The organism is Streptomyces sp. NBC_01431, from assembly GCF_036231355.1.
Classification (GTDB): domain Bacteria; phylum Actinomycetota; class Actinomycetes; order Streptomycetales; family Streptomycetaceae; genus Streptomyces.
In genome coordinates this window covers 7,052,203-7,077,766 of the sequence record NZ_CP109496.1, presented here as the reverse complement: position 1 = coordinate 7,077,766, position 25,564 = coordinate 7,052,203, and the positions used below count along the sequence as shown (strand labels likewise).

The 25,564-nt window shown below is 72.3% G+C and carries 25 protein-coding genes; 12 read left to right on the top strand and 13 right to left on the bottom strand.

Features of this window, described 5'->3' with window-relative positions:
* Positions 1 to 131 precede the first annotated feature (131 nt).
* The gene (locus tag OG522_RS32395) at positions 132 to 737 is read left to right on the top strand and encodes an Rv1733c family protein (RefSeq protein ID WP_329466596.1); all 606 of its coding nucleotides are present in this window, start codon (positions 132 to 134) and stop codon (positions 735 to 737) included.
* A gap of 113 nt (positions 738 to 850) precedes the next feature.
* Positions 851 to 3,250 carry a right-handed parallel beta-helix repeat-containing protein gene (locus OG522_RS32390; protein ID WP_329466595.1) on the top strand — a complete coding sequence of 800 codons (2,400 nt, stop codon included), beginning with the start codon at positions 851 to 853 and terminating at the stop codon, positions 3,248 to 3,250.
* Here the strand turns inward: OG522_RS32390 and OG522_RS32385 are convergent.
* Complete coding sequence (locus OG522_RS32385) at positions 3,220 to 5,556, bottom strand: hypothetical protein (RefSeq protein WP_329466594.1); 2,337 nt, start codon at positions 5,554 to 5,556, stop codon at positions 3,220 to 3,222. The genes OG522_RS32390 and OG522_RS32385 overlap by 31 nt on opposite strands.
* Before the next feature lie 194 nt (positions 5,557 to 5,750).
* Between OG522_RS32385 and OG522_RS32380 the strand changes: the two genes are divergently transcribed.
* Both OG522_RS32380 and OG522_RS32375 read left to right on the top strand, forming a co-directional pair.
* Entirely contained in the window at positions 5,751 to 6,599 is an 849-nt protein-coding gene (locus OG522_RS32380) for a DeoR/GlpR family DNA-binding transcription regulator (RefSeq protein ID WP_329466593.1), read from the top strand.
* Between the two features lie 100 nt (positions 6,600 to 6,699).
* Entirely contained in the window at positions 6,700 to 7,191 is a 492-nt protein-coding gene (locus tag OG522_RS32375) for an SRPBCC family protein (protein ID WP_329466592.1), read from the top strand.
* Positions 7,192 to 7,289: 98 nt separating this feature from the next.
* Here OG522_RS32375 and OG522_RS32370 read toward each other — a convergent pair whose 3' ends face one another.
* From OG522_RS32370 to OG522_RS32360, 3 genes are all read right to left on the bottom strand, one after another.
* Positions 7,290 to 8,918: an FAD-dependent monooxygenase gene (locus tag OG522_RS32370; protein ID WP_329466591.1), complete on the bottom strand. Its 1,629-nt coding sequence runs from the start codon at positions 8,916 to 8,918 to the stop codon at positions 7,290 to 7,292.
* Between the two features lie 134 nt (positions 8,919 to 9,052).
* On the bottom strand, positions 9,053 to 9,958 hold the full coding sequence (locus OG522_RS32365; RefSeq protein ID WP_329466590.1) for a universal stress protein: 906 nt from the start codon (positions 9,956 to 9,958) through the stop codon (positions 9,053 to 9,055).
* 60 nt (positions 9,959 to 10,018) lie between these two features.
* Positions 10,019 to 11,119 carry a PLP-dependent cysteine synthase family protein gene (locus OG522_RS32360; RefSeq protein WP_329466589.1) on the bottom strand — a complete coding sequence of 367 codons (1,101 nt, stop codon included), beginning with the start codon at positions 11,117 to 11,119 and terminating at the stop codon, positions 10,019 to 10,021.
* A 227-nt stretch (positions 11,120 to 11,346) separates the two neighbouring features.
* On the opposite strand from OG522_RS32360, the gene OG522_RS32355 reads away from it, so the two are divergent.
* Together OG522_RS32355 and OG522_RS32350 are read left to right on the top strand one after the other, a co-directional pair.
* The gene (locus OG522_RS32355; protein WP_329466588.1) at positions 11,347 to 11,673 is read left to right on the top strand and encodes a hypothetical protein; all 327 of its coding nucleotides are present in this window, start codon (positions 11,347 to 11,349) and stop codon (positions 11,671 to 11,673) included.
* Positions 11,674 to 11,822: 149 nt separating this feature from the next.
* The gene (locus OG522_RS32350) at positions 11,823 to 12,347 is read left to right on the top strand and encodes an ATP-binding protein (RefSeq protein ID WP_329466587.1); all 525 of its coding nucleotides are present in this window, start codon (positions 11,823 to 11,825) and stop codon (positions 12,345 to 12,347) included.
* A gap of 545 nt (positions 12,348 to 12,892) precedes the next feature.
* Here the strand turns inward: OG522_RS32350 and OG522_RS32345 are convergent.
* Complete coding sequence (locus OG522_RS32345; protein WP_329466586.1) at positions 12,893 to 13,177, bottom strand: SHOCT domain-containing protein; 285 nt, start codon at positions 13,175 to 13,177, stop codon at positions 12,893 to 12,895.
* A gap of 153 nt (positions 13,178 to 13,330) precedes the next feature.
* Between OG522_RS32345 and OG522_RS32340 the strand changes: the two genes are divergently transcribed.
* The 3 genes from OG522_RS32340 to OG522_RS32330 are packed head-to-tail and all read left to right on the top strand — an operon-like array spanning position 13,331 to position 15,388.
* A complete protein-coding gene (locus OG522_RS32340; RefSeq protein ID WP_329466585.1) occupies positions 13,331 to 13,930 on the top strand; it encodes a TetR/AcrR family transcriptional regulator in 600 nt (199 codons plus the stop codon).
* 10 nt (positions 13,931 to 13,940) lie between these two features.
* On the top strand, positions 13,941 to 14,510 hold the full coding sequence (locus OG522_RS32335; RefSeq protein WP_329466584.1) for a DUF4865 family protein: 570 nt from the start codon (positions 13,941 to 13,943) through the stop codon (positions 14,508 to 14,510).
* Positions 14,504 to 15,388 (top strand): phosphotriesterase family protein, encoded by an 885-nt coding sequence (locus OG522_RS32330; RefSeq protein ID WP_329467820.1) that lies wholly within the window; start codon positions 14,504 to 14,506, stop codon positions 15,386 to 15,388. Before OG522_RS32335 ends, OG522_RS32330 begins: the two co-directional genes overlap by 7 nt.
* On the opposite strand, the gene OG522_RS32325 is transcribed toward OG522_RS32330, so the two are convergent.
* Complete coding sequence (locus tag OG522_RS32325; RefSeq protein ID WP_329466583.1) at positions 15,376 to 16,596, bottom strand: ROK family protein; 1,221 nt, start codon at positions 16,594 to 16,596, stop codon at positions 15,376 to 15,378. The two genes, OG522_RS32330 and OG522_RS32325, sit on opposite strands and share 13 nt — an antisense overlap.
* Positions 16,597 to 16,810: 214 nt before the next feature.
* Between OG522_RS32325 and OG522_RS32320 the strand changes: the two genes are divergently transcribed.
* Positions 16,811 to 18,025: an MFS transporter gene (locus tag OG522_RS32320; RefSeq protein WP_329466582.1), complete on the top strand. Its 1,215-nt coding sequence runs from the start codon at positions 16,811 to 16,813 to the stop codon at positions 18,023 to 18,025.
* A 10-nt stretch (positions 18,026 to 18,035) separates the two neighbouring features.
* On the opposite strand, the gene OG522_RS32315 is transcribed toward OG522_RS32320, so the two are convergent.
* The gene (locus OG522_RS32315) at positions 18,036 to 18,440 is read right to left on the bottom strand and encodes a MarR family winged helix-turn-helix transcriptional regulator (RefSeq protein ID WP_329466581.1); all 405 of its coding nucleotides are present in this window, start codon (positions 18,438 to 18,440) and stop codon (positions 18,036 to 18,038) included.
* 159 nt (positions 18,441 to 18,599) lie between these two features.
* Here OG522_RS32315 and OG522_RS32310 point away from each other — a divergent pair, with 159 nt between their 5' ends.
* On the top strand, positions 18,600 to 18,887 hold the full coding sequence (locus OG522_RS32310; RefSeq protein WP_329466580.1) for a DUF6332 family protein: 288 nt from the start codon (positions 18,600 to 18,602) through the stop codon (positions 18,885 to 18,887).
* On the opposite strand, the gene OG522_RS32305 is transcribed toward OG522_RS32310, so the two are convergent.
* From OG522_RS32305 to OG522_RS32295, 3 genes are all read right to left on the bottom strand, one after another.
* A complete protein-coding gene (locus tag OG522_RS32305; protein WP_329466579.1) occupies positions 18,848 to 19,513 on the bottom strand; it encodes a response regulator transcription factor in 666 nt (221 codons plus the stop codon). The two genes, OG522_RS32310 and OG522_RS32305, sit on opposite strands and share 40 nt — an antisense overlap.
* Entirely contained in the window at positions 19,510 to 20,754 is a 1,245-nt protein-coding gene (locus tag OG522_RS32300; RefSeq protein ID WP_329466578.1) for a sensor histidine kinase, read from the bottom strand. Before OG522_RS32300 ends, OG522_RS32305 begins: the two co-directional genes overlap by 4 nt.
* A gap of 175 nt (positions 20,755 to 20,929) precedes the next feature.
* Complete coding sequence (locus OG522_RS32295) at positions 20,930 to 21,628, bottom strand: TetR/AcrR family transcriptional regulator (RefSeq protein WP_329466577.1); 699 nt, start codon at positions 21,626 to 21,628, stop codon at positions 20,930 to 20,932.
* Positions 21,629 to 21,795: 167 nt separating this feature from the next.
* Here OG522_RS32295 and OG522_RS32290 point away from each other — a divergent pair, with 167 nt between their 5' ends.
* Positions 21,796 to 22,251 carry a nitroreductase family deazaflavin-dependent oxidoreductase gene (locus OG522_RS32290; protein WP_329466576.1) on the top strand — a complete coding sequence of 152 codons (456 nt, stop codon included), beginning with the start codon at positions 21,796 to 21,798 and terminating at the stop codon, positions 22,249 to 22,251.
* Positions 22,252 to 22,254: 3 nt separating this feature from the next.
* On the opposite strand, the gene OG522_RS32285 is transcribed toward OG522_RS32290, so the two are convergent.
* From OG522_RS32285 to OG522_RS32275, 3 genes are all read right to left on the bottom strand, one after another.
* On the bottom strand, positions 22,255 to 23,583 hold the full coding sequence (locus tag OG522_RS32285; protein ID WP_329466575.1) for an alpha-glucosidase/alpha-galactosidase: 1,329 nt from the start codon (positions 23,581 to 23,583) through the stop codon (positions 22,255 to 22,257).
* A gap of 97 nt (positions 23,584 to 23,680) precedes the next feature.
* Complete coding sequence (locus OG522_RS32280) at positions 23,681 to 24,568, bottom strand: carbohydrate ABC transporter permease (protein ID WP_443074769.1); 888 nt, start codon at positions 24,566 to 24,568, stop codon at positions 23,681 to 23,683.
* Positions 24,565 to 25,563, bottom strand: coding sequence for a carbohydrate ABC transporter permease (locus OG522_RS32275; protein WP_329466574.1), 999 nt, complete (start codon positions 25,561 to 25,563; stop codon positions 24,565 to 24,567). Before OG522_RS32275 ends, OG522_RS32280 begins: the two co-directional genes overlap by 4 nt.
* Between the last annotated feature and the right edge of the window lies 1 nt (position 25,564).

Sequence of the window (25,564 nt, the reverse complement as noted above, 5' to 3'; positions counted from 1 at the left end):
CGCGACGCGGGAACTCCTGTGGGTGTCAGGTGCGTTGGACAGGACAGCCGGGTGGGGCGGGTCCCTTTCGATCCACCCGGGCCGTGCCGTCCCCCGCCGGGGAGGGCACACAGGCGGAAGGGGGTGCACGGGTGCGAGCCGTTCGGGGCGTGTGGCGCTGGCGCGGCAATCCGCTGCGCCGTAAGACCGACCTGGCCGAGGCGTGGCTGGCGTTGGTGGCGCTCGTGCTCATCGTCCTCGTCGCACCGCTCGTGGGCGTTGTGTGCGGCGTGCTCACGGACACCTCGCTGCGGGAGGCGGCCGCCGCGCAGCGCCTGCACCGGCATCAGACCACGGCCGTGGTGATGCACCCGGCCGGGCCACGGGCGAAGGTGCCCGAGCCCGACGAGTGGACGGGCCGCGACAGCCGCACCCCGGTGGTGGCCAACTGGACGGCATACGACGGCAGTTGGCATTCAGGGACCCTGGCGTCGCCGCAGCGGACGCCCGTTGTCGGCGCCACGTTCCGGATATGGACAGACGACCATGGCAGCCCGGTGCCCCGCCCGATCGACGTGGCCGCCGCCGATACACACGCCGTGTTCTCGGGAATCTGCGCCGCCGCGGCGGCGGGCGGTCTGATCGAGGGTGCACGGCGGTTGATCGTATGGCGCCTGATACGCCGTCGGTATGAGCGACTGGACCGGGCGTGGGCCCGATGCGGTCCGGACTGGGGCCGCACCGGGGCGGGCAGCTGACCGGTCAACTCACCGGCCCCGCGCGCGCTACGGTGGACCATCAGTCGCACATGCGAGGTCACGGTCGAGGTGTGTGCGAGGTCGCACGCACGAGGTGGGGGCACGACAGCGCCATGGCTCAGGGCACGGTCCAGGTGACGCACACCGGCACGTCGAGGTGGCGCCGCCGCACTGGTGAGTACGCCTCTTTGGCCGCGGCCCTGGAGGCCGCCGGTGACGGCGACGTCCTCACCGTCGCCCCGGGCACCTACCGGGAGAACCTGGTGCTGCGCCGCTCCGTGACGCTGCGCGGGCCCGAGGGTGCGGTCGGCTCGGTCCGGATCGCGCCGGCCGACGGGGTGCCGCTGACCGTGCGCGCCTCGGCGACCGTGCGGGACCTGTACCTGGAGGGCCAGGACGCGGCGGCGCCCGCGCTGCTCATTGAGGACGGGGCACCGGAGCTCGTCGACCTGCGGGTGGTGACCCGCTCCGCGGTCGGCATCGAGGTGCGGGGCGGCGCGCGGCCCACCGTGCGGCGCTGCACGGTGGACAACCCCGGCGGCGTCGGCATCGGCGTATTCGACGGCGCGGGCGGTGTGTTCGAGGAGTGCGAGGTCGTCGCGGCCGGGCAGTGGGGGGTATCGGTGCACAGCGGCGCCCACCCCCGGCTGGAGCGCTGCCGGGTGCACCACTCCAGCGGCGCAGGGCTCTCGGTCGGCGGCGAGGGCAGTGGACTTGAGGCGCTGGGCTGCGAGGTGTACGAGATCAAGGGCGCCGGGGTACAGATCGCCGCGCGCGCCTCGGCCCACCTCACCGACTGCACGGTGCACCGGACGTCGGCCGACGGCATCACCCTCGACACGGACGCGGTGCTCACGCTCGCCGACTGCGACATCCACGACATCCCGGAGAACGCGGTCGACCTGCGCTCGCGTTCGGTGCTCACGCTGACCCGCACCAAGGTCCGCCGCTTCGGCCGCAACGGCCTGTCGGTGTGGGACCCGGGCACCCGGGTGGACGCCAACCAGTGCGAGATCCACGACAGTACGGGCGACTACCCCGCGGTGTGGGTCAGCGACGGCGCGACCGCGGTCCTCGAAGGCTGCCGCGTCCATGACGTACCGGACGCGATCTTCGTACTCGACCGGGGCTCGCGCGCCGATGTGCTGGACAGCGATCTCACCCAGGTGCGCAACACCGCGGTGTCGGTGAGCGACGGGGCGATGGCGCAGCTCGACGACTGCCGGATCAAGGAGGCGTCCACCGGCGCCTGGTTCCGCGACCACGGCAGCGGGGGCACCCTCGCGGGCTGCACCATCGACGGCGCCCAGACCGGTGTCATCGTCACCAAGGGAGCCGATCCGCGCATCGAGCGGTGCACGGTGACGTCGCCCGCCGAGGCCGGTTTCTACGTCTCCGCGGAAGGCCGGGGCACTTTCCACGGCTGCCGGGTGACGGGCAGCGGCGGCTTCGGTTTCCATGTCATCGACGGCTGCCGTACGACGCTGACCCGCTGCCGCACCGAGCGCTGCGCGCGCGGGGGTTACGAGTTCTCCGAGGACGGCGCGGTCGTCGAGGACTGCACCAGCGACGAGAGCGGCGTGAAGTCCGGCGGCGCCGCCGAGCCGCCCGCGGTGCAGACAGCGACCCAGACCATGGGACTGCTGTCCGCCGTCCCGGACCAGCGCACCGCCGAGCCCGCCGAGCCCGCCGCCGGCACCGCGCGCAGTTCGGGGGCCGTGCTCGGTGAACTGGACACGCTGGTGGGCCTGGAGAGCGTCAAGCGGGAGGTGCGGGCGCTCACCGACATGATCGAGGTCGGCCGCAAACGGCAGCAGGCGGGCCTCAAGGCGGCGTCGGTCCGCCGCCATCTGGTCTTCACCGGCTCCCCCGGCACCGGGAAGACCACGGTGGCCCGCCTGTACGGGGAGATCCTGGCCTCCCTCGGCGTCCTGGAGCGCGGCCACCTGGTCGAGGTGTCCCGCGTCGACCTGGTCGGCGAGCACATCGGGTCGACCGCGATCCGCACCCAGGAGGCCTTCGACCGGGCGCGCGGCGGGGTGCTGTTCATCGACGAGGCGTACGCCCTGTCCCCCGAGGACTCGGGCCGTGACTTCGGGCGGGAGGCCATCGACACGCTGGTGAAGCTGATGGAGGACCACCGCGAGGCGGTGGTGGTCATCGTCGCCGGATACACGGCGGAGATGGAGCGCTTCCTCCGGGTCAACCCCGGTGTCGCATCCCGTTTCTCACGAACCATCAGGTTCTCGGACTACTCCCCCGAGGAATTGCTCCGCATCGTCGAGCAGCAGGCCGATGAGCACGAGTACCGGCTCGGCTCGGGCACCGCGGAGTCGCTCCTGAAGTACTTCACGGTGCTGCCCAGGGGTGCGGCGTTCGGCAACGGGCGGACCGCGCGCCAGACGTTCGAGTCGATGGTGGAGCGGCATGCGGGCCGGGTGGCTCAGCTGACCGAGACCAGCACCGACGATCTGACGCTGCTCTACCCGGACGACCTGCCCGAACTCCCCTGATCCACACGCTGGTTCGGCACGCCGCTCGCCAACTCGGCGAGCAGCAGAGCCCTTTCGCGGGCGAAGTCCGGGTCGGCCTGGTAGTCGGAGTGGCCCAGGATCGGCGCGGGCAGCGGATGTTCGGCGGTCCGCCCGTAGGCGAGCGGGTCGAGCAGCGGGCCCCGGTCGACGTCGTCACCCGCGAGGACCGGGCCGCCAATGGGGTCGGTGGCGCGCCACAGGTTCCGCCAGCAGTGCACCTCCTGGTGGAGGTCGTGGAGCGGTGCGGGGCCGAAGTAGGTGGGGAACCAGCGTCCGTAGAGCCGCTCGACCGGGCAGCCGTAGGTGAGCAGGGCGACCCGGCGCCGGGTACGGGCGGGCAGTTGCCAGACGGCGGCCGCGGCGAGCACGCTGCCCTGCGAGTGGCCGGAGATCACCAGGCGCCCGCCGGTCCGCTCGGTCCAGGTGTTCATCCGCCACGCGAGGTCGGGCACGGCCCGCTCGGCGTAGCAGGGTGGCGCGAAGGGGTGGGCGGCGCGCGGCCAGAAGGTGCCGACGTCCCACAGGATGCCGATGGTGCGGCGGGCCGCGGCGTCCTTGTAGGCGCGCCGACCCCAGGTGACGAAGAGTATGAAGCCGAAGCCGGTGCACCAGGAGCCGAGCGACTGGGCGGTGTCGGCGGCGTAGGCGATCGGCGAGGGGCCGCCGGCGGCCGCCCGGCCCGGCACCTCGCTGGTCCACCAGGCACCGGCGAGCGCGGCCGCGCCGAGCAGCAACGAGGCACCGGAGACGATGCCGACGAAGAGTGGCGTGCGGTCGGTGAGCCCGGCCATCGCACGGGCGGCGGCGATCTGCCGGGTGCGGGCGGTGTCGGCCCGCTCGGTCGGGTAGTCGGCCATGACGCGGGGCGCGTCGGCGCGGGAGGTGCGCCAGGTGCGTACGGCGAAGAACAGCACGACGGGGACGAGCAGGACCAGCAGGACGGGGATGACCGAGGCCTGCCAACTCAGCAGCGGGGGCGGCCCTTCGAAGACCGTGCGGTTCATGCCTGGGGTGGCGCCTCGGTCCAGCCAGTCCCCGACCCGCTGGGCGACACCGCCAGTCATCACTCCACCGAGGGCGCAGGCCAGCATGGCGACGGCGGGCCCGCCGAGGCCGCACAGAGCGGTCCGCTCCCCTGGCGCCGCGCGCCGCAGGTACCGGGCCACGGCGGCGAGCGCGACCACCAGTACCCCTTGGGCGAAGGTGAGGAAGCCGAAGGCGCGGTCGCCGGGCAGTGTTCCGCTGGACACCCAGTCGGCGCGGTCCCAGCCCGCGTACAGCATGGCGAGGGCAAGCAGGGCGAGTGAGGAGGCGGGGAGCCAAGTGGTGACGGCGCGGTCGAGCTGCTGGTCCAGATGGGATTCGGTACGTCCGCGCCGGCACACCACCCACACGACAACTACCCCCGAGATGGCGAGAGTTGACTCCAGGAGGAGCCCGAGCGTCTCGAAGAGGGCGCTGGTGGCGGCGCGGTCGTAGCGGGCGGCGGCGGCCGTCACCCCCGTGGCCGCGGTCAGGAACCCCGCGGCCGTGTGCGCGGCGCGCAGCCGGGCCACCAGGCGCCTGCCGTACCAGAATCCGGGCCGTCCGAAGGCGGGCCCCTCGGCGACGCCTGGTCCGTCGGCGGGGTCGGCGTTCAGCGGCTGCTGGGATTCGTAGGCGCTCCAGGTGCGGTTGGAGAGGTACCAGAGCAGTGCGGTCAGGCCCGCCGGGGCGAGTGCCGCCAGCGCGAGGCGGCGGCCGGGCTGGGACCACCAGCCGTGGTGGGCGACCGAGGCGAAGCCGAGCCAGTCCCGCGAGCCCGAGCAGCCGGCCGAGCCGCCACACTGCCAGGCCGTCAGATCGAGGGCCACTTCGCAGGCGGCGGCCACGAGCAGCACGGTGAGGCTGAGCGCGACGAGCCGCACCAGCGCCCCGTACAGCCGGATCGCCCAGAGCGGACGCGTGGCGGGGGGCCGCATCCAGTGCGCGAGGTTGACCACCATGAACGGCAGCAGGAGCAGCCACAGGGCGCGGGCGCTGTTGCCGGAGGTGAGATTGCACCAGACGTACGCCTCGGGCAACGGGCGGCCGCGGTGGCGTTCGGGGTGCGCCTCGGCGTCGACGTCCTCGGCGCGCCGGTAGATGGCGGCCGTGTCGTCTCCGGTGACGCGTACGGTGCGCGGGTCGTCCAGCATCGCTTGCGGTGTGGTGCCGCCGACGCCGTGGACCAGTAGTTCGAGGGCGGGGGCGGCGCCCTCGACGGGGGCGGCACCGGCCTGGACCGCGGGTGTGGCACGGGACACTTCTGCGGCTCGCTCTCGTGGTGGCAGGATCGGCGGCGCGGGTGGCTCGGATCCTCAGGATCTCCGATCGGGACGCCGGAGCGCAGTGCCCTCACCGAATCTCCCCGTGACAGGATGGGGTGCCCGCGCATCAGGGGGTGCAGGTGTGCGTGCCCGGTGAATGTGTTCGACAACAGGGAAGGACCGGCCCGGCAGTGAGCGACAACCAGAATCTGCTCGCGGAGCAGCGTCGTGCGCTGATCCTCGACGAGGTCAGACGGCGCGGCGGAGTGCGGGTCAATGAGCTCACCCGGAAGCTGAACGTGTCGGACATGACGGTCCGCCGCGACCTGGACGCGCTGGCGCGCCAGGGCGTCATCGAGAAGGTGCACGGCGGCGCGGTGCCGGTCGCCGAGGCCACGGCGCACGAGCCGGGTTTCGAGGCGAAGTCGGCACTGGAGCTGAGCGCGAAGCAGGACATCGCACGCGAGGCAGCCAGGATGGCGGTGCCGGGCAGCGCCATCGCGCTGGCGGGCGGCACCACGGCGTACGCGCTCGCCCAGCAGCTGGTGGACGTTCCGGACCTGACGGTGGTGACCAACTCGGTGCAGGTCGCCGATGTGTTCCATGCCGCCCAGCGCCCGCCCGCCGGGGCCGGGCCGCGTCCGGGGGCGGCGACGGTGGTCCTGACGGGCGGGGTGCGGACGCTCTCCGACACTCTGGTGGGGCCGGTCGCCGACGCGGCGATCCGCTCGCTCCACTTCGACGTGCTGTTCATCGGGGTGCACGGCATCTCGGTGGAGGCGGGTCTTTCCACGCCCAACCTGGCGGAGGCGGAGACCAATCGCCGGTTCGTACACTCGGCGCGGCGGGTCGTGGTGATCGCGGACCACACCAAGTGGGGGACGGTGGGGCTGAGTTCGTTCGCCTCGCTGGACCAGGTCGACTCGCTGGTGACGGACGCGGGGCTTTCGGACCGGGCGCGCGAGGAGATGACCGAGCACCTCCAGGACCTCGTGGTGGCTGGCGAGGTCACCGACACCGCGGACGCCGCAGACATCTGACGGTGCGCCAGTTATGGTGTGGCCCGCAGTCACCCGGCTGCGTACCGAGGGCCGCGGCCTGATGGCGGGCTCTCGCGCCGACCGCCAGGAGGTATGCGTCATGGCTCGCCGACTCAGGTCCGTGGAACTCGACTTCGCCGGGTCGGCGCCGGTGCGCCTGGTGTTCACCGCCCGGGTGTCGGCCGGGCCCGGCGCCGTATACCGCGCGCTCGCCGAGGACGTGTCCGCCATGCCCGCCTGGTTCTCCGCCGTGACCGCGGCCCGACCCCTGAACGGCGGGGACGGCGGGGCCGGGCGGGAGGTCAGACTGCGCGGCGGGGTGTTCTTCCGGGAGACGATCCTGGCGGCCGACCCCGGCGAGCGGTACGCCTACCGGGTGGACGAGACCAACGCCCCCGGTCCGGGTGCCCTGTTGGAGGAGTGGCGACTGGTTCCTTCGGGCTCCGGGACGCTGGTGCGCTGGACGATGGCGAGCGAGGGGCCGACGGTGTTCCGCCGGGTGATGCGGGCCGCACGGCCGGGCGTCGGGCAGTCCTTCAAGCGCGCGATGCGCAAGCTCGACCGGAGGCTGGCGGCGACGGCGGCCGCCTGACGCGCCCTTCGAGCGGGCGTGCCGGGACCGCGGGACAGCCCTTCAAGCGGGTACCGGACCGCCCTGACATCACCCCCGGCGAAGCCGGCCCCTCTTCTTCAACCGACGCTGTTCCCATGGCCGGTGACGGACCGCCAGATGTCGTGCAGGGTGTCGGGGGTGAGTCCCGCATCGGACCGGGCGGCCACGAAGCCGTCCGGGCGGACGAGCAGCGCGCCCCGCGGCGACAGTTCCACCTGGGCGGGCCAGCTGCCTTCCGGGTCCCGCAGGGCCTCCTCGGCGCGCCCCGGTTCGGCCGCCCCGCCCACGATGTGATGCACCGTCACCGGAAGCGCCTTGGCCGCGTCGGCCCAGGCGGCGCCCGCGACGCCGTCCCCGCCCGTGAGCAGGGTGAAGCCGCTCCCGAAAAGGTCCAGGGTGGAAACGCGGCGGCCGCCGCGTTCGAGCCATACGTGCGGGGCGCGGGTGCCGGTCTGGCCGGCCAGCAGGTCCACCGCGTCCCCGGCCGGGGTGCCGTGGATGGCGGTGGACTCGTACCGGTAGCGCGTCATGATCTCGCCGGTGCCCCGCTGGCGGTCCACCGCCTCGGCGTTGTGCGGCGTACGGATGGCGTACCGCGCGCGGAAGTCGGTGCGCAGCCAGGCCTGTTCGGCGACGCGCAGACCGCACGGCCGGCGTTCGGGCTCGTAGGTGTCCAGGAGGGCGTCGGGCGCCTGTGAGCGCAGCACGGCGGCGAGCTTCCACGCCAGGTTGTGGACATCGGCGATGCCGGTGTTGGCACCGAAGCCGCCCCAGGGGGCATGACGGTGAGCGGCGTCCCCGGCGAGGAAGACCCGGCCGCGGCGGTAGGAGTCGGCGACCGCGGTGGCGGTGTCCCAGACACCGCGGGCGAGCAGGTCGACGTCCAGGGCGGGGTCGTTCGCGCCGATGGCGGTGCGGAGCAGGGTGCGGCACCGCTCGTCGGGGTAGTCGCGGGGGCTCTCGCGCTCCGGGTCGTAGGCGAGGTGGAAGGACCACTCGTCGGTGTTGTTCTTGGCCAGGAAGAGCCCGGACACCTCAGGACCGGTGATCTCGCACTGGCTGAACGTGCGGTCGCGCACCAGGTCGCTGAGGTCGGCGCGGAAGTAGAGGTTGAGGTAGTGATGGGTTGCGGGGCGGGTGGTGCTGGTGATGCCGAGCGCGGTGCGTATGGGGCTGCCGCCGCCGTCGGCCGCGAGGAGGTAGTCGGCGCGCAGGGTGCTCGTACGGCCCGAGGAACGGTCGGTCAGGGTGGCCGTGACCTGGTCGGCGTCCTGGGTGAAGGCGGTCAGTTCGGTGCCGAAGCGGATGTCGCCGCCGCGCTGTTCGGCCAGGTCGCGCAGGACCGGTTCCAGGAGTACCTGGGGGCAGAAGCAGAAGGCGGAGGGGCTTGCGTCCGCGCCGACCATGGCGCCGGTCGCCAGCACGTGGCTGAGGTCGAGCGCCTCGGAGTCCGCGATGCTGCGGCCGGTGCGCGCGCCGCCGAACCTGCCCATCTTCAGGGCGGTCGCGCTCGCGGCCTGCACGGCGTCCTCGACGCCGAGCTGGCGGAAGATCTCCACGGCGCGGGTGTGCATGCCGCGCGAGCGGGGCAGCACCGTCGGCTCGGCGCCCCGCTCCACCAGGACGTAGTCGACGCCGTGGTGTTCCAGGCACAGCGCGGCCGTCAGACCGGCCAGTCCCCCGCCGACGATCAGTACAGCTGGCATGACAGCTCCCCCGTGTCGCTCCGTCGATCTTCGTTACCGTACGACGGTACCGCCGGCGGCGAACGGCGGACCAAGGGCGTGATCCGGCCAACCCCGGCCGCGAAAGCGGCAGTTGAACTGCGCAGGTGACGCGGTCAGTCGGCCGCGCGGACGGGTACGACAGCCACCGGGCACTGGGCGTGGTGCAGTACCGCGTGGGCCACCGAGCCCATCAGCAGCGAGCTGGGCTTCAGCCGCCGCCGGTGCCGGCCGACCACGATGAGCGCGGCCGAGGCCGAGGCGTCCACAAGATGCCCCGCGGCATCGGCGGCCACCGCCACCGCGTCCACCTCGACCCGCGCGAAGCGCTCCTGGAAGGGGCGCAGCCGCTCGGCCTGCTCACTTCTCGCGTCCTGCTCGACGGAGCCGTACTCGTCGGGATTCATGGCGCTCGGCGGGAACTCTCCCGCGACCAGCAGGCCGGCCGGGGGCGGCGCCGGGTAGGCGCAGATCACCTGGAGCGGTACGCCCCGGGCCGCGGCCTGGTCGAAGGCGAACTCGATCACGTCGTCCACGGTGTCGTCCAGATTGAGCCCGAGGACCACCCGGCCCGCCGTCCGCACACCCTCACCGGTGCGGGCCAGTGGCGGAACGACCACGACGGGACACGGCGCCCGAGTGGCCATGGCCAGGCTGTTGGAGCCGAGCAGCAGGCTGGCGAAGCCGCCGCGGCCGCGCGAGCCCATCACCAGCATCCGGGCCTCGGCCCCCAACGCGTACAGGGCGTCGGGTACTTCACCTTCCAGCGAGTCGTAGCGCACGGAGGGCAGACCGTCGCGGCCGGAAAGCGCGGTACGGATCCGGTCGGTCACCGGGTCGGTGAGTTCGGGACCGGGGCCGAACGCGGACCGGCGGGCCATCCAGAGCTGGGTGGAGTCGGGCAGCACATGGGCGATCACCAGGTCTGCGGAGAGCCTCAGGGCTGCCGGAATCGCCCATTCCAGGGCCTTCAGGCTGTGCTCTGATCCGTCTACGGCGACAACCACCGGGCGCGCGTCCATGATTTCACCCTGGCACGCGCGGCGGCACGCCGCACGGGCAGCTGGTTCCGGTTGGCTGAGTCAGCGCGCGGGCCAGACCCCGGTGGCCAGGAACTCGTCGAGCGTGGCGGCGTAAGGGGCGATGTCCAGGCCCTGTTCGGCGAGCCAGGCGTCCGAGTAGTACTTGTCGAGGTAGCGGTCGCCCGGGTCGCAGAGCAGAGTGACGATGCTGCCGGTGCGGCCCTCGGCGACCATCTCCGAGACGATCTTCAGCGCGCTCCACAGGCCCGTGCCGGTGGAGCCGCCCGCCTTGCGCCCGATGGCCTGTTCCAGAGCGCGTACGGCCGCGACGCTCGCCGCGTCCGGGACCTTCATCATCCGGTCGATGGCGCCGGGCACGAAGCTGGGCTCCATGCGGGGCCGGCCGATGCCCTCGATGCGCGAGCCGCAGTCGCTGGAGGCGAGCGGGTCGTGCTGGGTCCAGCCGTCGAAGAAACAGGAGTTCTCCGGGTCGGGAACGCAGATCATGGTGTCGTGCTGCATGTAGTGCACATAGCGCGCGATGGTGGCCGAGGTACCGCCGGTGCCGGCCGTGGCGACGATCCAGGTGGGCTCCGGATAGCGCTCCAACTTCAGCTGCTGGTAGATGGATTCGGCGATGTTGTTGTTGCCGCGCCAGTCGGTGGCCCGCTCCGCGTAGGTGAACTGGTCCATGTAGTGGCCGCCGGTCTCCGCGGCGAGGGCGGCGGACTCCTCGTACATCTTCATCGAGTCGTCCACGAAGTGGCACTGGCCGCCGTGGAACTGGATCAGGCGGCACTTCTCGGGGCTGGTGGTGCGCGGCATCACCGCGATGAACGGCACTCCGATGAGCTTCGCGAAGTACGCCTCGGAGACCGCGGTGGAGCCGCTGGACGCCTCGATGACCGGCTTGCCCGGCCGGATCCAGCCATTGCACAGGCCGTACAGGAACAGCGAGCGGGCCAGGCGGTGCTTGAGGCTGCCGGTGGGATGGGTGGATTCGTCCTTGAGGTAGAGGTCGATCCCCCACTCCTCGGGCAGCGGAAAGCGCAGCAGGTGGGTGTCGGCGGAGCGGTTCGCGTCGGCCTGGACCTTGCGCACGGCCTCCTTGAGCCAGGCGCGGTACTCGGGATCGCTACGGTCCACGTCGATGGTTTCCATGCCACACCTCGTCCTTCTTGGTCCTTCTTGGCTGCCGTCCCCGCTCTCGACGATACCGTTCCCACCTGCGCAAACGATCCCTTTGGGTAGCCATAGGAGTGGCTTGTGGGACGTCTGATGGCGGCGGGAGGGAGCTGGCCGGGGACCGATCCTCCGCGCGCCCTGGTGCGTAGGCTCAAGGTTGTGCAGACTGCCCACCAGGAACGTTGCGAAGGGGGCCGGACATCGTGGAGGAAGCGGAGTTCAGCGCGAAGGGCGTGCGGATCGAGCGGTGGACCCGCTCGCTGACGCGGGCCGGCCAGGTGCTGATCAAGGATGGCCGGCTCGCTCTGCTCACCAGCAACGGGCGGGAGATCGACAGCGCGCCCGTCGACGCGGTCAGCGCGACGCGCCCCTGGCTGCCGTGGTCGGCCAAGGAGGACCGGACGGTGGCGAAGCTGAACGGCACCCGCTACCGGCTGACGATGAGCGAGGAGCCGGGCCGCCCGCGCGGTCCCGAACTCGCCCAGCGTTTCCTGCAGGCCATCCGTCAGACGCACGGCGCGCACGGCTGAAACGCGTGGGGCCCTGGGGGCGCGAGTTGCGGAGAATTAACCCCTGGGTCACGCTGGTGTCACATCACTGAGGGTTTACCGGCGGTGACGCTCTGGCAAGGCCGCCGGACCAGACAGCAACTTCCGGACCTATTCGGGGAGTCGCAACCGTGATCAGCCAGCCCAGCAGGCAGCAGTGCACGGTGGAGCTCCAAGCCCTGCCGTCGCGGATCGGACAGGTCCGCAGAATCGTATCGGCGCAATTGCGCTACTGGCATCTCGATCCGCTGATCGACCATGCGGCGCTCGGCGTCACTGAGTTGCTCACCAACGTCCACCGGCACGCCAAGCCCGACAAGATGTGCACGGTTGAGATCGAGCTCCAGCTCGACCGGCTCACCATCTCCGTGCACGACCACGATCCGCGACTGCCCGCCGTGCGGGACGCCGGCGCCCTGGCCACCCACGGCCGCGGGCTCGCCCTGATCGCGGCCTTCAGCGAGAGCTGGGGGGTTCGCCCGCTCGGCGAGTCGGGCAAGACGGTGTGGTTCACCCTGGCACCGCCCGCCGCCGCGGTGGCTCTGGCCGCCTATCCGCTGTACACGGCGGCGGACCCGGCCTTCGCCGGCACCCGCGCCAAGCGCCCGGCGCGCGGCCGGACCGCCGCGGCCCCCAGGTCGGCCCTCGCGGGTTGACCGGGCGGCCGCATCCGGTGCCCTTCGGTCGCGATCGCGCGCAGTACGTCCAGCCGCGCCGCCCCGCGCGCGGGCCGCCACCCCCGCCACCGCGCACGGCCACCAGCCCGGCAAGGGCGACCGCCGCAAGTCGGCCACCGGCAGCGCGAACGCGCCGGTTCCGGCCGAGTCGGACGCCTTGACGAGGACCCAGCCGAGGACGCGTTCGGCACGGTGAGCGGCCTCGCACTCCGGGGCTCAGCTCCCAGCGGACCGTTGACGGCAGTTGGGCTCCGGTCTTGCCGACCGACCGCCCTGTCGAGTCCGACCGCAATCCTCACGTGTGCCAACTGTGCGACAGCGAGCGCCAGTTGGGGGCTAATACCCGGCCCCGCCCGCGTCGAAGTACCGCGCGCCGACGGCGACGTCGCCGCGTGATCGCGGTGAGACGTCCGGCGCCGTAACCGACGCCCGCCCCCTCCAGGGCCCTCGCTTCGGTGTCGCCGGCGCCGTGGACCTTGACGGCGCCGGCGACCCGGCCGCGGTGGCGGTGCACGGGGTGGGGGTCACGCCGCGCCCCCATTGCGGGGGCCGGTGTCCGCACGCCCGAAGTGCTCCTCCAGGACGGAGATCCGGCGCCAGTACTCCTCCTCGTCGATCTCGCCGGAGGCGAACCTGCGGCCGAGCACGGCGAGGGGAGACCTGTCGTCCATGGGCGGCCGCCACGGGCCCCGCCGGCCGCGCCAACCGGTGCGGCGCAGGACGGTGACGGCGGTGAGGATCACAGCCGCCCAGACCAGTGGGACGAAGAGGATCCACGGTCCGGGTCCGGCGTAGGCCAGGGTGTTCATCTCGGTCAGCTCCCTGCGTGGGGGTGGTTGTCTGATGCTTCGAGCCTCGCGCGGGCAGGGGGGTCAAGTCGTCGTCCGGCCAGCGGCAGTCGGTGTACCGCGCAGGGAGTAGGTGGGAGGGCGGCATCTGCTCTGGTCTCTGTACCTACTGGTATGTACAGTGTTCTCATGAGCACTCCGGAGCGATTGATCGAAGCCACCCGCGAGCTTCTGTGGGAGCGCGGCTATGGAGGCACCAGCCCCAAGGCGATCCAGCAGCACGCGGGCGCCGGGCAGGGCAGCATGTACCACCACTTCACCGGGAAGCCCGATCTGGCGCTGGCCGCGATCCGGCGCACCGCCACGGAGCTGCGGGCCGCGGCCGAGGTCGCGTTCGGGGGCGGTGGCACGGCGTACGAACGCATCGCGGCGTATCTGCTGCGCGAGCGCGATGTGCTGCGTGGCTGCCCGGTGGGCCGGCTGACGATGGACCCCGAGGTCATCGCCAGCGCCGAGCTGCGCGCGCCGGTGGACGAAACCATCGAATGGCTCCGGGGCAGGCTCGCGGATATTGTCCAAGAAGGCCTGGATCGGGGCGAGTTCCGGGCATCGGTGGTACCCGAGGAGATCGCCGCCGCGGTGGTGGCGACCGTGCAGGGCGGCTACGTGCTGGCCCGCGCCTCCGGTTCGCCCGCCGCCTTCGACGCGGGCGTGCGGGGTCTGCTCTCCCTGCTCGCTCCGCCTGCCGACGAGTCCGCCTCCCGTACCGCCTGAGGAGTACGCCGTGCACGCCATGCAGTACGAGATCACCCTCCCCGCCGACTACGACATGGGGATCATCCGCAAGCGGGTGGCGACCAGGGGGCACCTGCTCGACGACTTCCCGGGACTGGGGCTCAAGGCCTATCTGATGCGCGAGCGGGGCGCCGGCTCGCCGGTCAACTCCTATGCCCCGTTCTACCTCTGGGCCACGCCGGAAGGCATGAACTCCTTCCTCTGGGGGTCCGGGTTCCAGGGGATCGTCAACGACTTCGGGCGTCCCCGGGTGCGGCACTGGGCTGGTCTGTCGTACGCGGAGGGCCCCGCGTCCGGGGCGATCGCGGCCGCCGCGACCCGCCTGCGCCTGCCCGTGCCGGACGGGGTCGAACCGGCCCGCTTCATGGAGGACGAGGTGGCGAGGCCGGTGGAGTCCGGGGTGGTGGCGAGCGCCGTGGCCGTCGACCCGAGCCGCTGGGAGCTGGTGCGGTTCACGCTGTGGGAGCAGCCCAGCCCGCAGGCGACCGGCGAAAGGTTCCAGGTGCTGCACCTGTCGGAGCCGGGTCGTGCCGGGCTTCGCGTCGGGAGGCACTGGTGAGCGCGGTGCGCACGGTGCTCGGGGACGTGGCGCCAGAGCAGCTCGGCGTGGTCGACGCGCACGACCACCTCTTCATCCGCAGCCCGCAGTTGCCGGGGAAGGAACTGGACGACGCCGACGACGCGCGGGCCCGCCTCGACGCGTTCCGGGAACTCGGCGGCGGCACGGTGGTCCAGTGGACTCCGTACGGCATGGGCCGGCGGATCGCCGAGCTGCCCGCCCTTTCGAGGGCCACGGGGGTAGGCGTCGTCGCCGCGACGGGGCTGCACCAAGCCGCCCACTACACGGGCGAGTTGCTCGACGCGGTACGCGGGCGACTGGCCGAGCTCTTCGTCGGCGAGCTGACCGAAGGCATCGGTGACACGGGGGTCCGTGCGGGCCTGATCAAGGTCGCGGGCGGTTTCCACGGGCTCGACGAGCACGCCGTACTCACCATGCAGGCCGCCGCCGAGGCGCACCACCGGACGCTCGCACCGATCGCCGTCCATCTGGAGCTGGGTACCGGGGCGCTCGACGTACTCGACCTGCTCTGCGGGGAGTTGGGGGTGCGGCCGGGGAGCGTGATCCTGGGCCACCTCAACCGCTTCCCGGACTTCGCGGTGCACCGCCTGGCCGCCGAGGCGGGCGCGTGGCTCGCCTTCGACGGGCCCTCCCGCACGAACCACGGCACGGACTGGCGGATGCCCGACGCGCTGCGGGCGCTGGCGGAAGCGGGGTTCGCCGACCGGCTGCTGCTCGGTGGGGACACCGTGACCCCGGACACTCCGGGCATGCCGTATCTGCTGCGCCGGGTGCGGCCGAGGCTCGAACTCACGCTGGGCGAAGGGCTGGTGGACCGGATCCTCGTCGCGAACCCGGCGCGCGCCTACGCCTGGTGAGCCAGGGCCCCCAACGGGTCGTCGAGCACCGGCTGCCACGCCAACTCGGCTGCTCCGACAAGGCTGTTGTGGTCCAGGGAGCACGGCAGGATCGGGACGACCCCGCTGCGGCCCCACAGGCTCCGGTCGGCGACCACGGCCCGCAGCCGGTCGGGGTCGGCCTCCAGGAGCGCCTTGTGCAGGCCGCCGAGGATGATCCGGTCCGGGTTGAGGATGTTGACGAGTCCGGCCAGGCCCAGGCCCAGCCGGTCGATGAGTTCCTCGGCGGCGCGGCGGACCGTCAGGTCGGCGTACTCGTGGCGCAGCAGCGCGCGTGACTGTTCGAGGAGGGACACCTCGGGGCCGGGGGGACGCCCGGCCGCGGTGAGGAAGGCCAGCGGGTCGGCCTCGACGTCGAGGCAGCCGCGACTGCCGCAGTAGCAGGGGCGGCCCTCGGGGTTCACGGTGAGGTGACCGACCTCCAGGGCCAGGCCCGAACTCCCGGTGTGCAGGCGGCCGTCGAGGACGAGTGCGCCACCCACGCCGCGGTGACCGGTGGCCACGCACAGCAGGTGCTCCGCGCCGCGGCCCGCGCCGTGCCGGTGTTCGGCGAGCGCCACGAGGTTGACGTCGTTGCCGGTGAGGGCGGGTCCGGTGATACCGGCGGCACGTACCCGTTCGGCGAAGATCTCGCGCACCGGGGCCCCTGCGGGCCAGGCCAGGTGCAGGGGGTTGAGCGCGGTTCCCTCGGGCTCGGCCACGGCTGAGGGCACGGCGAGCCCCGCGCCCACACAGCGTCGGCCGCTGCCCTTCAGCAGAGCGGCGCCGGCCGCGACGACCTCGCCGAGCACTTGGGCCGGATCGGCCGAGACGGTCACACAGCCGGGGTCGGTGGCGACGATCTCGCCGCCGAGGCCGACGAGGGCGGCCCGGAAGCCGTCGGCGTGCACCTGCGCGGCGAGCGCCACCGGCCCGGCGTCGTTGACGGCGAGGCGGTGCGAGGGGCGGCCCTGGGATCCGGCGGCGGTGGGCCGGGAGTCGACCTGGATCAGGCCGAGCGCTTCGAGTTCGGCGGCGACCGCGCCCGCGGTGGCGCGGGTGACGCCGAGTTCGGCGGTGAGCACGGCGCGGGTCGGCGCGCGGCCGGTGTGCACCAGTTCGAGCGCGGGTCCGAGCGCGCTGCGGCCCCTCTCCAGCCTGGTCCGGGTGGTCGTCGCCTTGCCGTTCATGGGGGCGAGTCTCCCATGATCCCGGACGGAAGCCGCCCTTCCGGGCGTTGCTCGCATCACACCGCGGCAGCGCCCGGCTTCGGGGCGTCGCCGCTGGTCCGCGCCCGCGCGCCGGCTCCGCTCGGTCCACCCCCTTCGCCGCCGCCCGCTCGCCGCGGGGGCGCACGCGTCAACCCGGTTGCTGGAGCCTCCGTTCTGCCCCTATCCTGACTTTGTGCCGCTACTAAACAAAGTCCGGACGGCCGTTCCGGGGGGACCCGGCGGAGACCCCGCCACACCTTCCCTGCTCCGCCTCCGCTCCGCCCTGACCGTGTTCTTCGCACTCGACGGCTTCCTCTTCGCCGGCTGGGTGGTCCGCATCCCGGCGATCAAGCAGCAGACCGGGGCCTCCGCGGGCGACCTGGGCCTGGCCCTGCTCGGCGTCTCGGCCGGAGCGGTGGTCACGATGGTGCTCACCGGGCGGCTCTGCCGTCGCTTCGGCAGCCATCCCGTGACCGTCGCCTGCGGTGCCCTGATGGCCCTGGCCATCGCGCTGCCGCCGCAGACCCACTCGGCGCTCACGCTCGGTCTGGTGCTGCTGGTGTTCGGTGCCGCGTACGGCGGCATCAACGTGGCGATGAACAGCGCCGCCGTCGATCTGGTCGCGGCGCTGCGCCGCCCGGTGATGCCGAGCTTCCACGCGGCGTTCAGCCTGGGCGGCATGGTCGGCGCGGGCGCCGGGGCGCTGATCGCCGGGAGCCTCTCCCCCACCGCGCACCTCCTGGCCCTGACCGGGGTCGGTCTCGCGGTGACCGCGCTCGCCGGGCCTGTGCTGCTGCGCCACCCTGCGCCCGCACCGGCGCACACACCGCGTGCCAGGGGACAGCGGCTCGACGGCCGGGCCCGGCGCCTCGTGCTGCTCTTCGGCGTGATCGCGCTCTGCACGGCGTACGGCGAAGGCGCGATGGCGGACTGGGGCGCGCTGCACCTGGAGCAGGACCTGGCCGCGGCGCCGGGCGTCGCGGCCGTGGGCTACTCGCTGTTCGCGCTGGCCATGACCGCCGGACGGCTCTCGGGCACCGCGCTGCTCGAACGCCTCGGCCAGACCCGGACGTTGGTGGCGGGCGGCAGCACCGCATGCGCCGGGATGCTCCTCGGCGCACTGGCGCCCACGGTCTGGCTCGCGCTGGCCGGATTCGCGGTGATGGGTCTCGGCCTCGCCAACATCTTCCCGGTCGCCGTCGCGCGGGCGGGCGCGCTGGCCGGGCCCGGCGGAGTGGCCGCTGCCTCCACGCTGGGCTACGGCGGCATGCTCCTCGGACCGCCCGCGATCGGGTTCCTCGCCCAGTGGTCGTCGCTGCCGGTCGCCCTGACCACGGTCGCCGCCCTGGCCGCGTGCGCCGCGCTGATCGGCTACGCCGCCCGGCACGCGACAGCGACGCGGGACTGAACCCGACGACCTAGCGTGCGGGACGCTCCCCGAGGGTGCGGGCCAGCACCGCCCGCTGGATGGGCAGCACCTCGGCGTGCCGGTCGCGGCCGGTCCCCGTGATCGACACGCTCACACCACGGCGGTCCTCGCTGCACATCCCCCGCGTCACCAGGCCGTCCTTCTCCAGGCGCCCGATGAGGCGCGAGAGCGCGCTTTGGCTGAGGTGGATCCGCGCGGCCAACTCCTGCACCCGCAAGGCACGGTCGCGGTCGTCCGCGCCCTTCTCGGCCAGGATGTCGAGGACCTCGAAGTCGCTCGCGCCGAGGCCGTACGCATGGAGTTCACGGTCGAGCTCACAGATCGTCCGCGCGTGCACCGCGAGGAGCTCCCGCCATTCCTGCGCGAGCAGGCGCCCGGTCTTCTCAGCTGGCATGCCCGCACGGTAGCAGAAATGGCCGATTTTGATGCATGCGAACTAAATTCTGCTGCATTCAATGCGCGCACAAGTAGTCTGCGGTGTGCGAGCAGCGGGGGAGGGGCGGCCGACGGGCGATTGTTGCCCACCGACCGCCCCTGCTGTGAAACTTCGCGCATGGGGACACGGAGCCGGGCCGAGCGCGCCGCCATCACCATCGACATCGGATACGCGCTGGCCGGCGCCCTGCTCGCGGCCGCTGTCGTGTTCGGCGCGATCGGCGGCTTCGGCTACGCCCTCGAACTCCCCCGTCCCCTGCGGCGGGTGCTGCTGCTCATCGGCGGCGGCTGCGCGCTCGTCGTGTTCGTCTGGCGGACCGTGCACGTGCTGTGGCGCCTGCCGTACGGGGCGGACCGGGGCCCGCGTCAGCCCAGCCAGCCCGGCCGCACCAGGCCCGACTCGTAGGCCAGGACGACCAGTTGGGCCCGGTCGCGGGCGCCGAGCTTCACCATGGTGCGGCTCACGTGGGTCTTCGCGGTCAGCGGACTGACGACGAGCCGGCGGGCGATCTCCTCGTTGGAGAGCCCGATGCCGACCAGCGCCATCACTTCCCTTTCCCGCTCGGTGAGTTCGGCCAGGCTGTCGGCGGCGGCCGGCTCCTTCGAGCGGGCGGCGAACTCGGCGATCAGGCGCCGGGTGACGCCCGGTGAGAGCAGGGCGTCCCCGTCGACCACCGCGCGGACCGCGCGCAGCAGTTCGTCGGGCTCGGTGTCCTTGACGAGAAAACCGCTGGCCCCGGCGCGGATCGCCTCGAAGACGTACTCGTCGAGCTCGAAGGTGGTGAGCATGACCACCTTCACCTCGGCAAGGCCCGGGTCCGAGGTGATCCGGCGGGTGGCGGCGAGACCGTCGAGGCGGGGCATCCGGATGTCCATCAGGACGATGTCCGGCCGCAGTTCGCGCACCAGGCGCACCGCCTCCTCCCCGTCGGCCGCCTCCCCGGCCACCTCGATGTCGTCCTGGGCGCCGAGCAGCGCGCCGAACCCGGCCCGTACGAGGAGCTGGTCGTCGGCAAGCAGTACACGGATCACTGCGTCTCCTTCGCGGGGGTGGCCAGGGGAAGCCGGGCGGTCACCCGGAAGCCGCCGGCCGGGGGCGGCCCGGCCTCGATGGTGCCACCCAGGGCGGCGGCCCGCTCCCGCATACCGATCAGTCCGTTGCCGCTGCCGCCCGCGTCACCGCCGGCGGACGGCCCCGCGTCCTCGATCCCCAGCACCAGGGCGCCCGGCTCGTAGCCGATCGCGACCCGCGCGGTGCGCGCGGCGGAGTGGCGTACGACGTTGGTGAGGGCCTCCTGCACGATGCGGAAGGCGGCCAGATCGACGCCGGGCGGCAGGGCCGCGCGTTCGCCGGTTGTCGTGACCTCGACGGCGAGCCCGGTGGTCGCGGCCTGCTCGACCAGTTCGGGGAGGCGGTCGAGACCGGGCGCCGGGGAGCGCGGGGCGTCGCCCGGCGTGCGCAACGTCTCCAGAACTTGGCGCACTTCGCCAAGCGCCTCCTTGCTCGCCGACTTGATGGTGGTCAGCGCGGTGCGAGCCTGTTCGGGGTCGGAGTCCAGGAGGGCGAGACCGACGCCCGCCTGGACGTTGATGACGGAGATGCTGTGGGCGAGCACGTCGTGCAGTTCCCGGGCGATCCGCAGCCGCTCCTCGTCCGCCCGGCGCTTTTGCGCGGCGGCCCGGCCGGCCCGCTCCCTGGCCCACTGCTCCCTGCGGACGCGGACGACCTCCGCGACCGCGATGATGGCCACCGCCCAGGCGGCGACCCCTGCTTCCTGGGCCCAGGGAGCCGCCGAGTCACCCTCGGGCGGCAGCCAGCGGTAGAGCCAGTGCGCGACGAGGAGATGCCCCAGCCAGAGCATGCCGACCGCGGCCCAGGCCTGCCGGCGGTATCCGGCGGTCACCGCGGCGAAGCAGCCGACCGCCACGGAGAGGAAGACCGGGCCGTACGGATAGCCCGCCCCGAGGTAGACCAAGGCCGCGGCCGAACTGGCGAAGGCGGCCACAACGGGGTGACGGTGGCGGACGAGGAGCACCACGCAGCCCGCGAGCAGGAGCACCCGGGCGAAGCCGTCGAGCGGGACCCGGCCGCTGTGGACGTGGGCCGCGAAGTTGGAACCGACCAGGACGAACACGGTGATCGCGATCGTCGACCGCCACGGCAGCCGGCCCCGGCCCGGCGCACCGCCTCGCCCCCGCGTCCAGCGCCGCAGCGGGGGCGGCCCGCCCCGCTCCCAGGGTGGACCGCCGCGCGGTGACTGCTGCTCTTCCATACCGGCCACGCTAGACCGGCACCGGGGCCCGCGGCGTCGGCCGGGCGAGGTGATCACCCGTACTCCGCGGGGAGTACGGGGTGAACCTCCGGTGGAAGGGCGTTCGTTGTCTGCCGGACCGTGGCTGGTCCCGCAAGTCCCCCGCGCCCGCCCAACCGGACGTCCACAAGACCGCCTAGGCGGGCAGGACCAGGCCCACCGAGCGGGCCAGTTGCTCCGCGGCGTGCGCGAAGAACGGCTCGCGGTCCTCCACGACCCGGTGGAACTGGCCGAACACCTCGAAGGAGATCAGCCCGAAGAGCTGCGCCCAGGCGGCGACCAGCGCGACGGCCGCCGGTGGCGGAAGGTCGGGGGCGAAGTCGGCGACCATGCGCTCGGCTTCGGCCCGCAGCGGCGTCGCGAGCCGTGGGGGCGCGATGCCCTTGCCCTGGTGCGCGTCCCGGACGATCGAGATGAGGACGAGTCCGACCCTCGCCGCGGGGCCGATGGTCGCCTCGGGGGCGGTGTACCCGGGCACGGGCGAACCGTAGATGAGGGCGTACTCATGGGGGTGGGCGAGTGCCCAGTGCCGTACGGCGCGGCAGACCGCGGTCCACCGGGCGGCGGGCGGGGCGCTGGCCTTCTGCTGGGCGAGGGCGTGCTCGGCGGCCTCCCCCACCGCGTCGTAGGCGTCCACGATGAGGGCGGTCAGCAGGTCGTCCCGGCTGGGGAAGTACCGGTAGAGGGCGGACGAAACCATGCCGAGCTCGCGGGCGACGGCGCGGAGCGAGAGCTTGGTGGCGCCGTCCGCCGCCAGCTGTCTCCTGGCCTCGTCCTTGATGGCCGCGGTGACTTCGATGCGTGCCCGTGCGCGGGCTCCCTGGACGGTGCTCATGGCTCCAGTCTGCCAGTTCGGAGAGCGGTGACCAAGAACGCGACTGGCGCACACAAACGAGAGCAGCAAACATTTATGAGAGCGCTGCTCTTGCTTTGGATCATCGCTTCGGTGCAGACTGCTCACGAACGAGAGCACCGCTCTCTCTCACTTCAGGGAGACCCACCATGTCCGCTTCCGCACACGTCCAGAAGCCCGGCTGGTTCACGGTCAACGTCATGAACCGGCTCGTCGCGTGGATGACCCGCCGCGGATTCAGCGTCTGGGGCTCCCGGGTCCTCGCGGTCCGCGGCCGCAAGAGCGGCGAGTGGCGCCGTACCCCGGTCAACCTGTTGACCATCGACGGCGCGCAGTACCTGGTGGCGCCGCGCGGACACGTCCAGTGGACGCACAACATGCGGGCGGCCGGCGGCGGCGAACTGCTCCTCGGCAAGAAGACGGACTCCTTCACCGCCGTCGAAGTCGCCGACGACGACAAGCCCGTCGTGCTGCGCGCCTACCTCAAGCGCTGGAAGGCCGAGGTCGGCGCCTTCTTCAACGGCGTCGGCCCCGACTCCAGTGACGAGGAGCTGCGCCGGATCGCCCCCGACCACCCGGTGTTCCTCATCACGATCACCAACTGACCCTCAGTGCCCCAACAGGGCCCGCAACTCCGGCTGGAGCAGGGGCGCGTGAGCCTGTACGAGGTCGTCGCACAGGTCCCAGATCCGCTCGACGGGCAGCGCCGCCGCGGTCGCCGGATCGGTCATGGCGGCGTGCCGGATGTGGCGCGGTTCGCCGAGCACGGCGGCCCGGACGACGAGATCCGTCACTGAGACATAGCTGCGGTTGAGCGCCGCGCACTGCGGCGGCAGCGCGCCCACCCTTGTCGGCTGTACCCCCAACGCGTCGACCAGACACGGGACTTCGACCAACGCGTCGGCGGGCAGGTTGTCGATGAGGCCGTGGTTGGGGACGTTGCCGTAGACCGTGCGCGGGGTGCCGGTGACGATGCTGTGGATGATCTGCGGGGCGTACTCCATGGTCCCCTCCACCGGCAGCGGCTGCCCGGAGGCGAGGGCGTCGCGGGTGCGGGCGTAGGTGAGCAGGTTGTCCTCGCTGATGTCGAGGTAGGCGCCGACCGGCAGGCGCAGCCGGTCGATCTCCTGGTCGTGGTGAAGATACCAGGGCACGTACTCGCTGGAGTGCTCGCTGGTCTCCGTCGGGTAGTGGCCCAGTCTGCGGTACATGTCGACGCGTACCCGGCGCAGCAGCCCGGGGTCCTTGGCGATGGTCTCGTCGAGGAGCGGGTACAGGTCCTGGCCCGCGCGTTCGAAACGCAGCACCCAGGACTGGTGGTTGACCCCGGCCGCGAGGTAGGAGACCTCGCCGAAGGGCACGCCGATCAGCTCGGCCAGGTCGTGAATCGTCCAGTACACGGAATGGCATAGGCCGACGGCGCGCAGCTCGGGTGCCACCCGGTGCAGGTACAGCAGGTTCATCGCCATCGGGTTGGTGTAGTTCAACAGCCAGGCGTTGGGGCAGAGTTCGGCGATGTCGGCGGCGAGCGAGCGCAGCACGGGGAAGGTGCGCAGGGCACGGAAGATGCCGCCGACGCCGAGGGTGTCGCCGATGGTCTGGCGCAGTCCGTAGCGGGCGGGGATCTCGAAGTCGGTGCGGGTGGCCGCGGTCATGCCGACCTGGACGGTGTTGATGACGAAGTCGGCACCGTCGAGCGCCGCGCGCCGCTGGAGATGTGCGCTGATCGCCGGGGCCGCGCCCAGTGAGGCCGCGATGTGGCGGGCCGCCGCCTCGCTGGTGGCGAGTCGCTCGGGGTCGATGTCGTGCAGCGCTATGTGGGCGCGGACGAACTCGGGGAAGGCGAAGAGGTCGGCGAGCAGCCCCTGGGTGAATTCGACGCTGCCCGCGCCGATGAAGGCGATCTTGGTGCCGGTTGGGTCGGAAGCAGGAGACATGGCTGAAGTGACTCTCCTGTGCGGTGGGTTGATGGCCGGTGGCACGGGGTCGGTTGACCCAGCGGCAGGGTGACGGTCTGTCGGGTTCGAGGGTGCGTCAGCCTTTCAGGCCGCTCGACGTGAGCGACTGGATGAAGGTCTTCTGGGCGAACAGGAACGCGACGAGCACCGGAAGGACGGTGATGACGTTGCCCGCCATCACCGCGGACCACTTGGTGTGGTGCTGGCCCTGGAAGGTGGTCAGGCCCAGTTGCAGGGTGTAGTGCGCGTCGTGGTTGATGGCGATGAGCGGCCAGGAGAGGTCGTTCCAGGTGGCGAGGAAGGTGAGGACGGCGACCGTGGCGAGGGCCGGGCGGGCCAGGGGCGCCACGATCGAGACGAGCACCCGAAGCCGCGAGCAGCCGTCGATCCACGCCGCCTCCTCCAGTTCTCTCGGCAGCGACAGGAAGAACTGCCGGAAGAGGAACACCGCGAACGGGGTGACCAGGGACGGCACGATCAGCGCGCCGAGGGTGTCGATGAGCCCGAGCCACTTCATCACCAGGAAGGTCGGGATCATGGTGAGCTGGAACGGCACCGCCATGGTGGCGAGCATCAGCGCGAGCAGCACCCGCGACCCGGCGAACCGCATCCGGGCGAAGGCGTAACCGCCGAGCGCCCCGAGCAGCAGGTTCGAGGTCACGGCCACGAACGCGACGATGCACGAGTTCAGGAACCAGCGCGGGAACATCGCGTTGCCGAGCACATAGCGGTAGCCGCCGAGGTCGATGCCGTGCGGCCACAGCGCTGGCGGGAACCGGTTGATCTCCGCGTTGGTCATCACGGAGCTGACGACCAGCCACACCAGGGGCAGCGCGAAGCCGATCGAGAGCGGCGCGAGGAGCAGGTGCCAGGGGCTGAACGGCAGCCGTCGGCGCCGCTCGGTGCGGCGGGCCGGCGCACTGACGGACGAGGCCGCCCCCTGGGTCATCGTGGGCGCGGTCATCGGCCTGCTCCTTCCGGCTGCACAACTCCCGTACCGGCCAAGCCTGTTGCTTCCGTACGCTCCCGATGGCGCCGGTAGAGACGCAGCACGACGGCGGCGGCGACCAGGCCGATGGCGAGCACATAGGCAGCGGCGGCGCCGTACCCGGCGGTGAAGTTCTGGAAGGCCTGCTCCCAGACGAAGTAGACGATGACGGTGGTGGAACCGAGGGGGCCGCCCTTGGTGGTGACGTATACGAGGTCGAAGACCTGGAGGGCGGTGATGAACTGCCACAGCACCAGGAAGACGGTGACCGGGGTGAGCGAGGGCAGGGTGACGTGGCGCAGCACCTGGGCCCGGTTCGCCCCGTCGAGGCGGGCCGATTCGACGAGTTCGGCGGGGACGTCCTGGAGGGCGGCCAGGTAGACGATGACGCAGAAGCCGATGCCGCTCCACAGGGAGATGAGCAGCAGCACGTAGAGCGCCTGGCTCGGGTTGGAGAGGAAGCCCTGCGGGGAGATGCCGATCTTGTGCAGGAGCGAGTTGGCCACGCCGAACTCGGGGTCGAAGATGAATGAGAACAGCACGCCCTGGGCGGTCGCGGAGACCACGAACGGGATGAAGACCAGGGTGCGGTAGAGCCCGACGAGGCGGATCCGCCGGTTCAGGGCCAGCGCGAGGGCGAGGCCCCCAGCCAGGCTCAGCGGAACGTAGACGCCCGCGTAGATCAGGGTGTTCTTCACGGCCGTGCGGAAGGCGGGGTCCTTGCTGAGGGCGTGGTAGTTGTCGAGGCCGACCCAGCGGCCGGGGGTGACCAGGTCGTCCGCGCGGAACGAGAGCAGCAGCGACCACAGCAGCGGTATGACGCTGAGCCCGAGGATCACCAGGACGGCCGGGCTGATGAAGGCCCAGGCGGTGGCGGTCTCGCCGCGTGCCCGGCGGCGGCGGGCGGCGCGGGCGGCCGGGGTCGGGTCGAGCGTGAGGGGGCGGGGGGTCCGCGGCCCGGTACTTCTCATC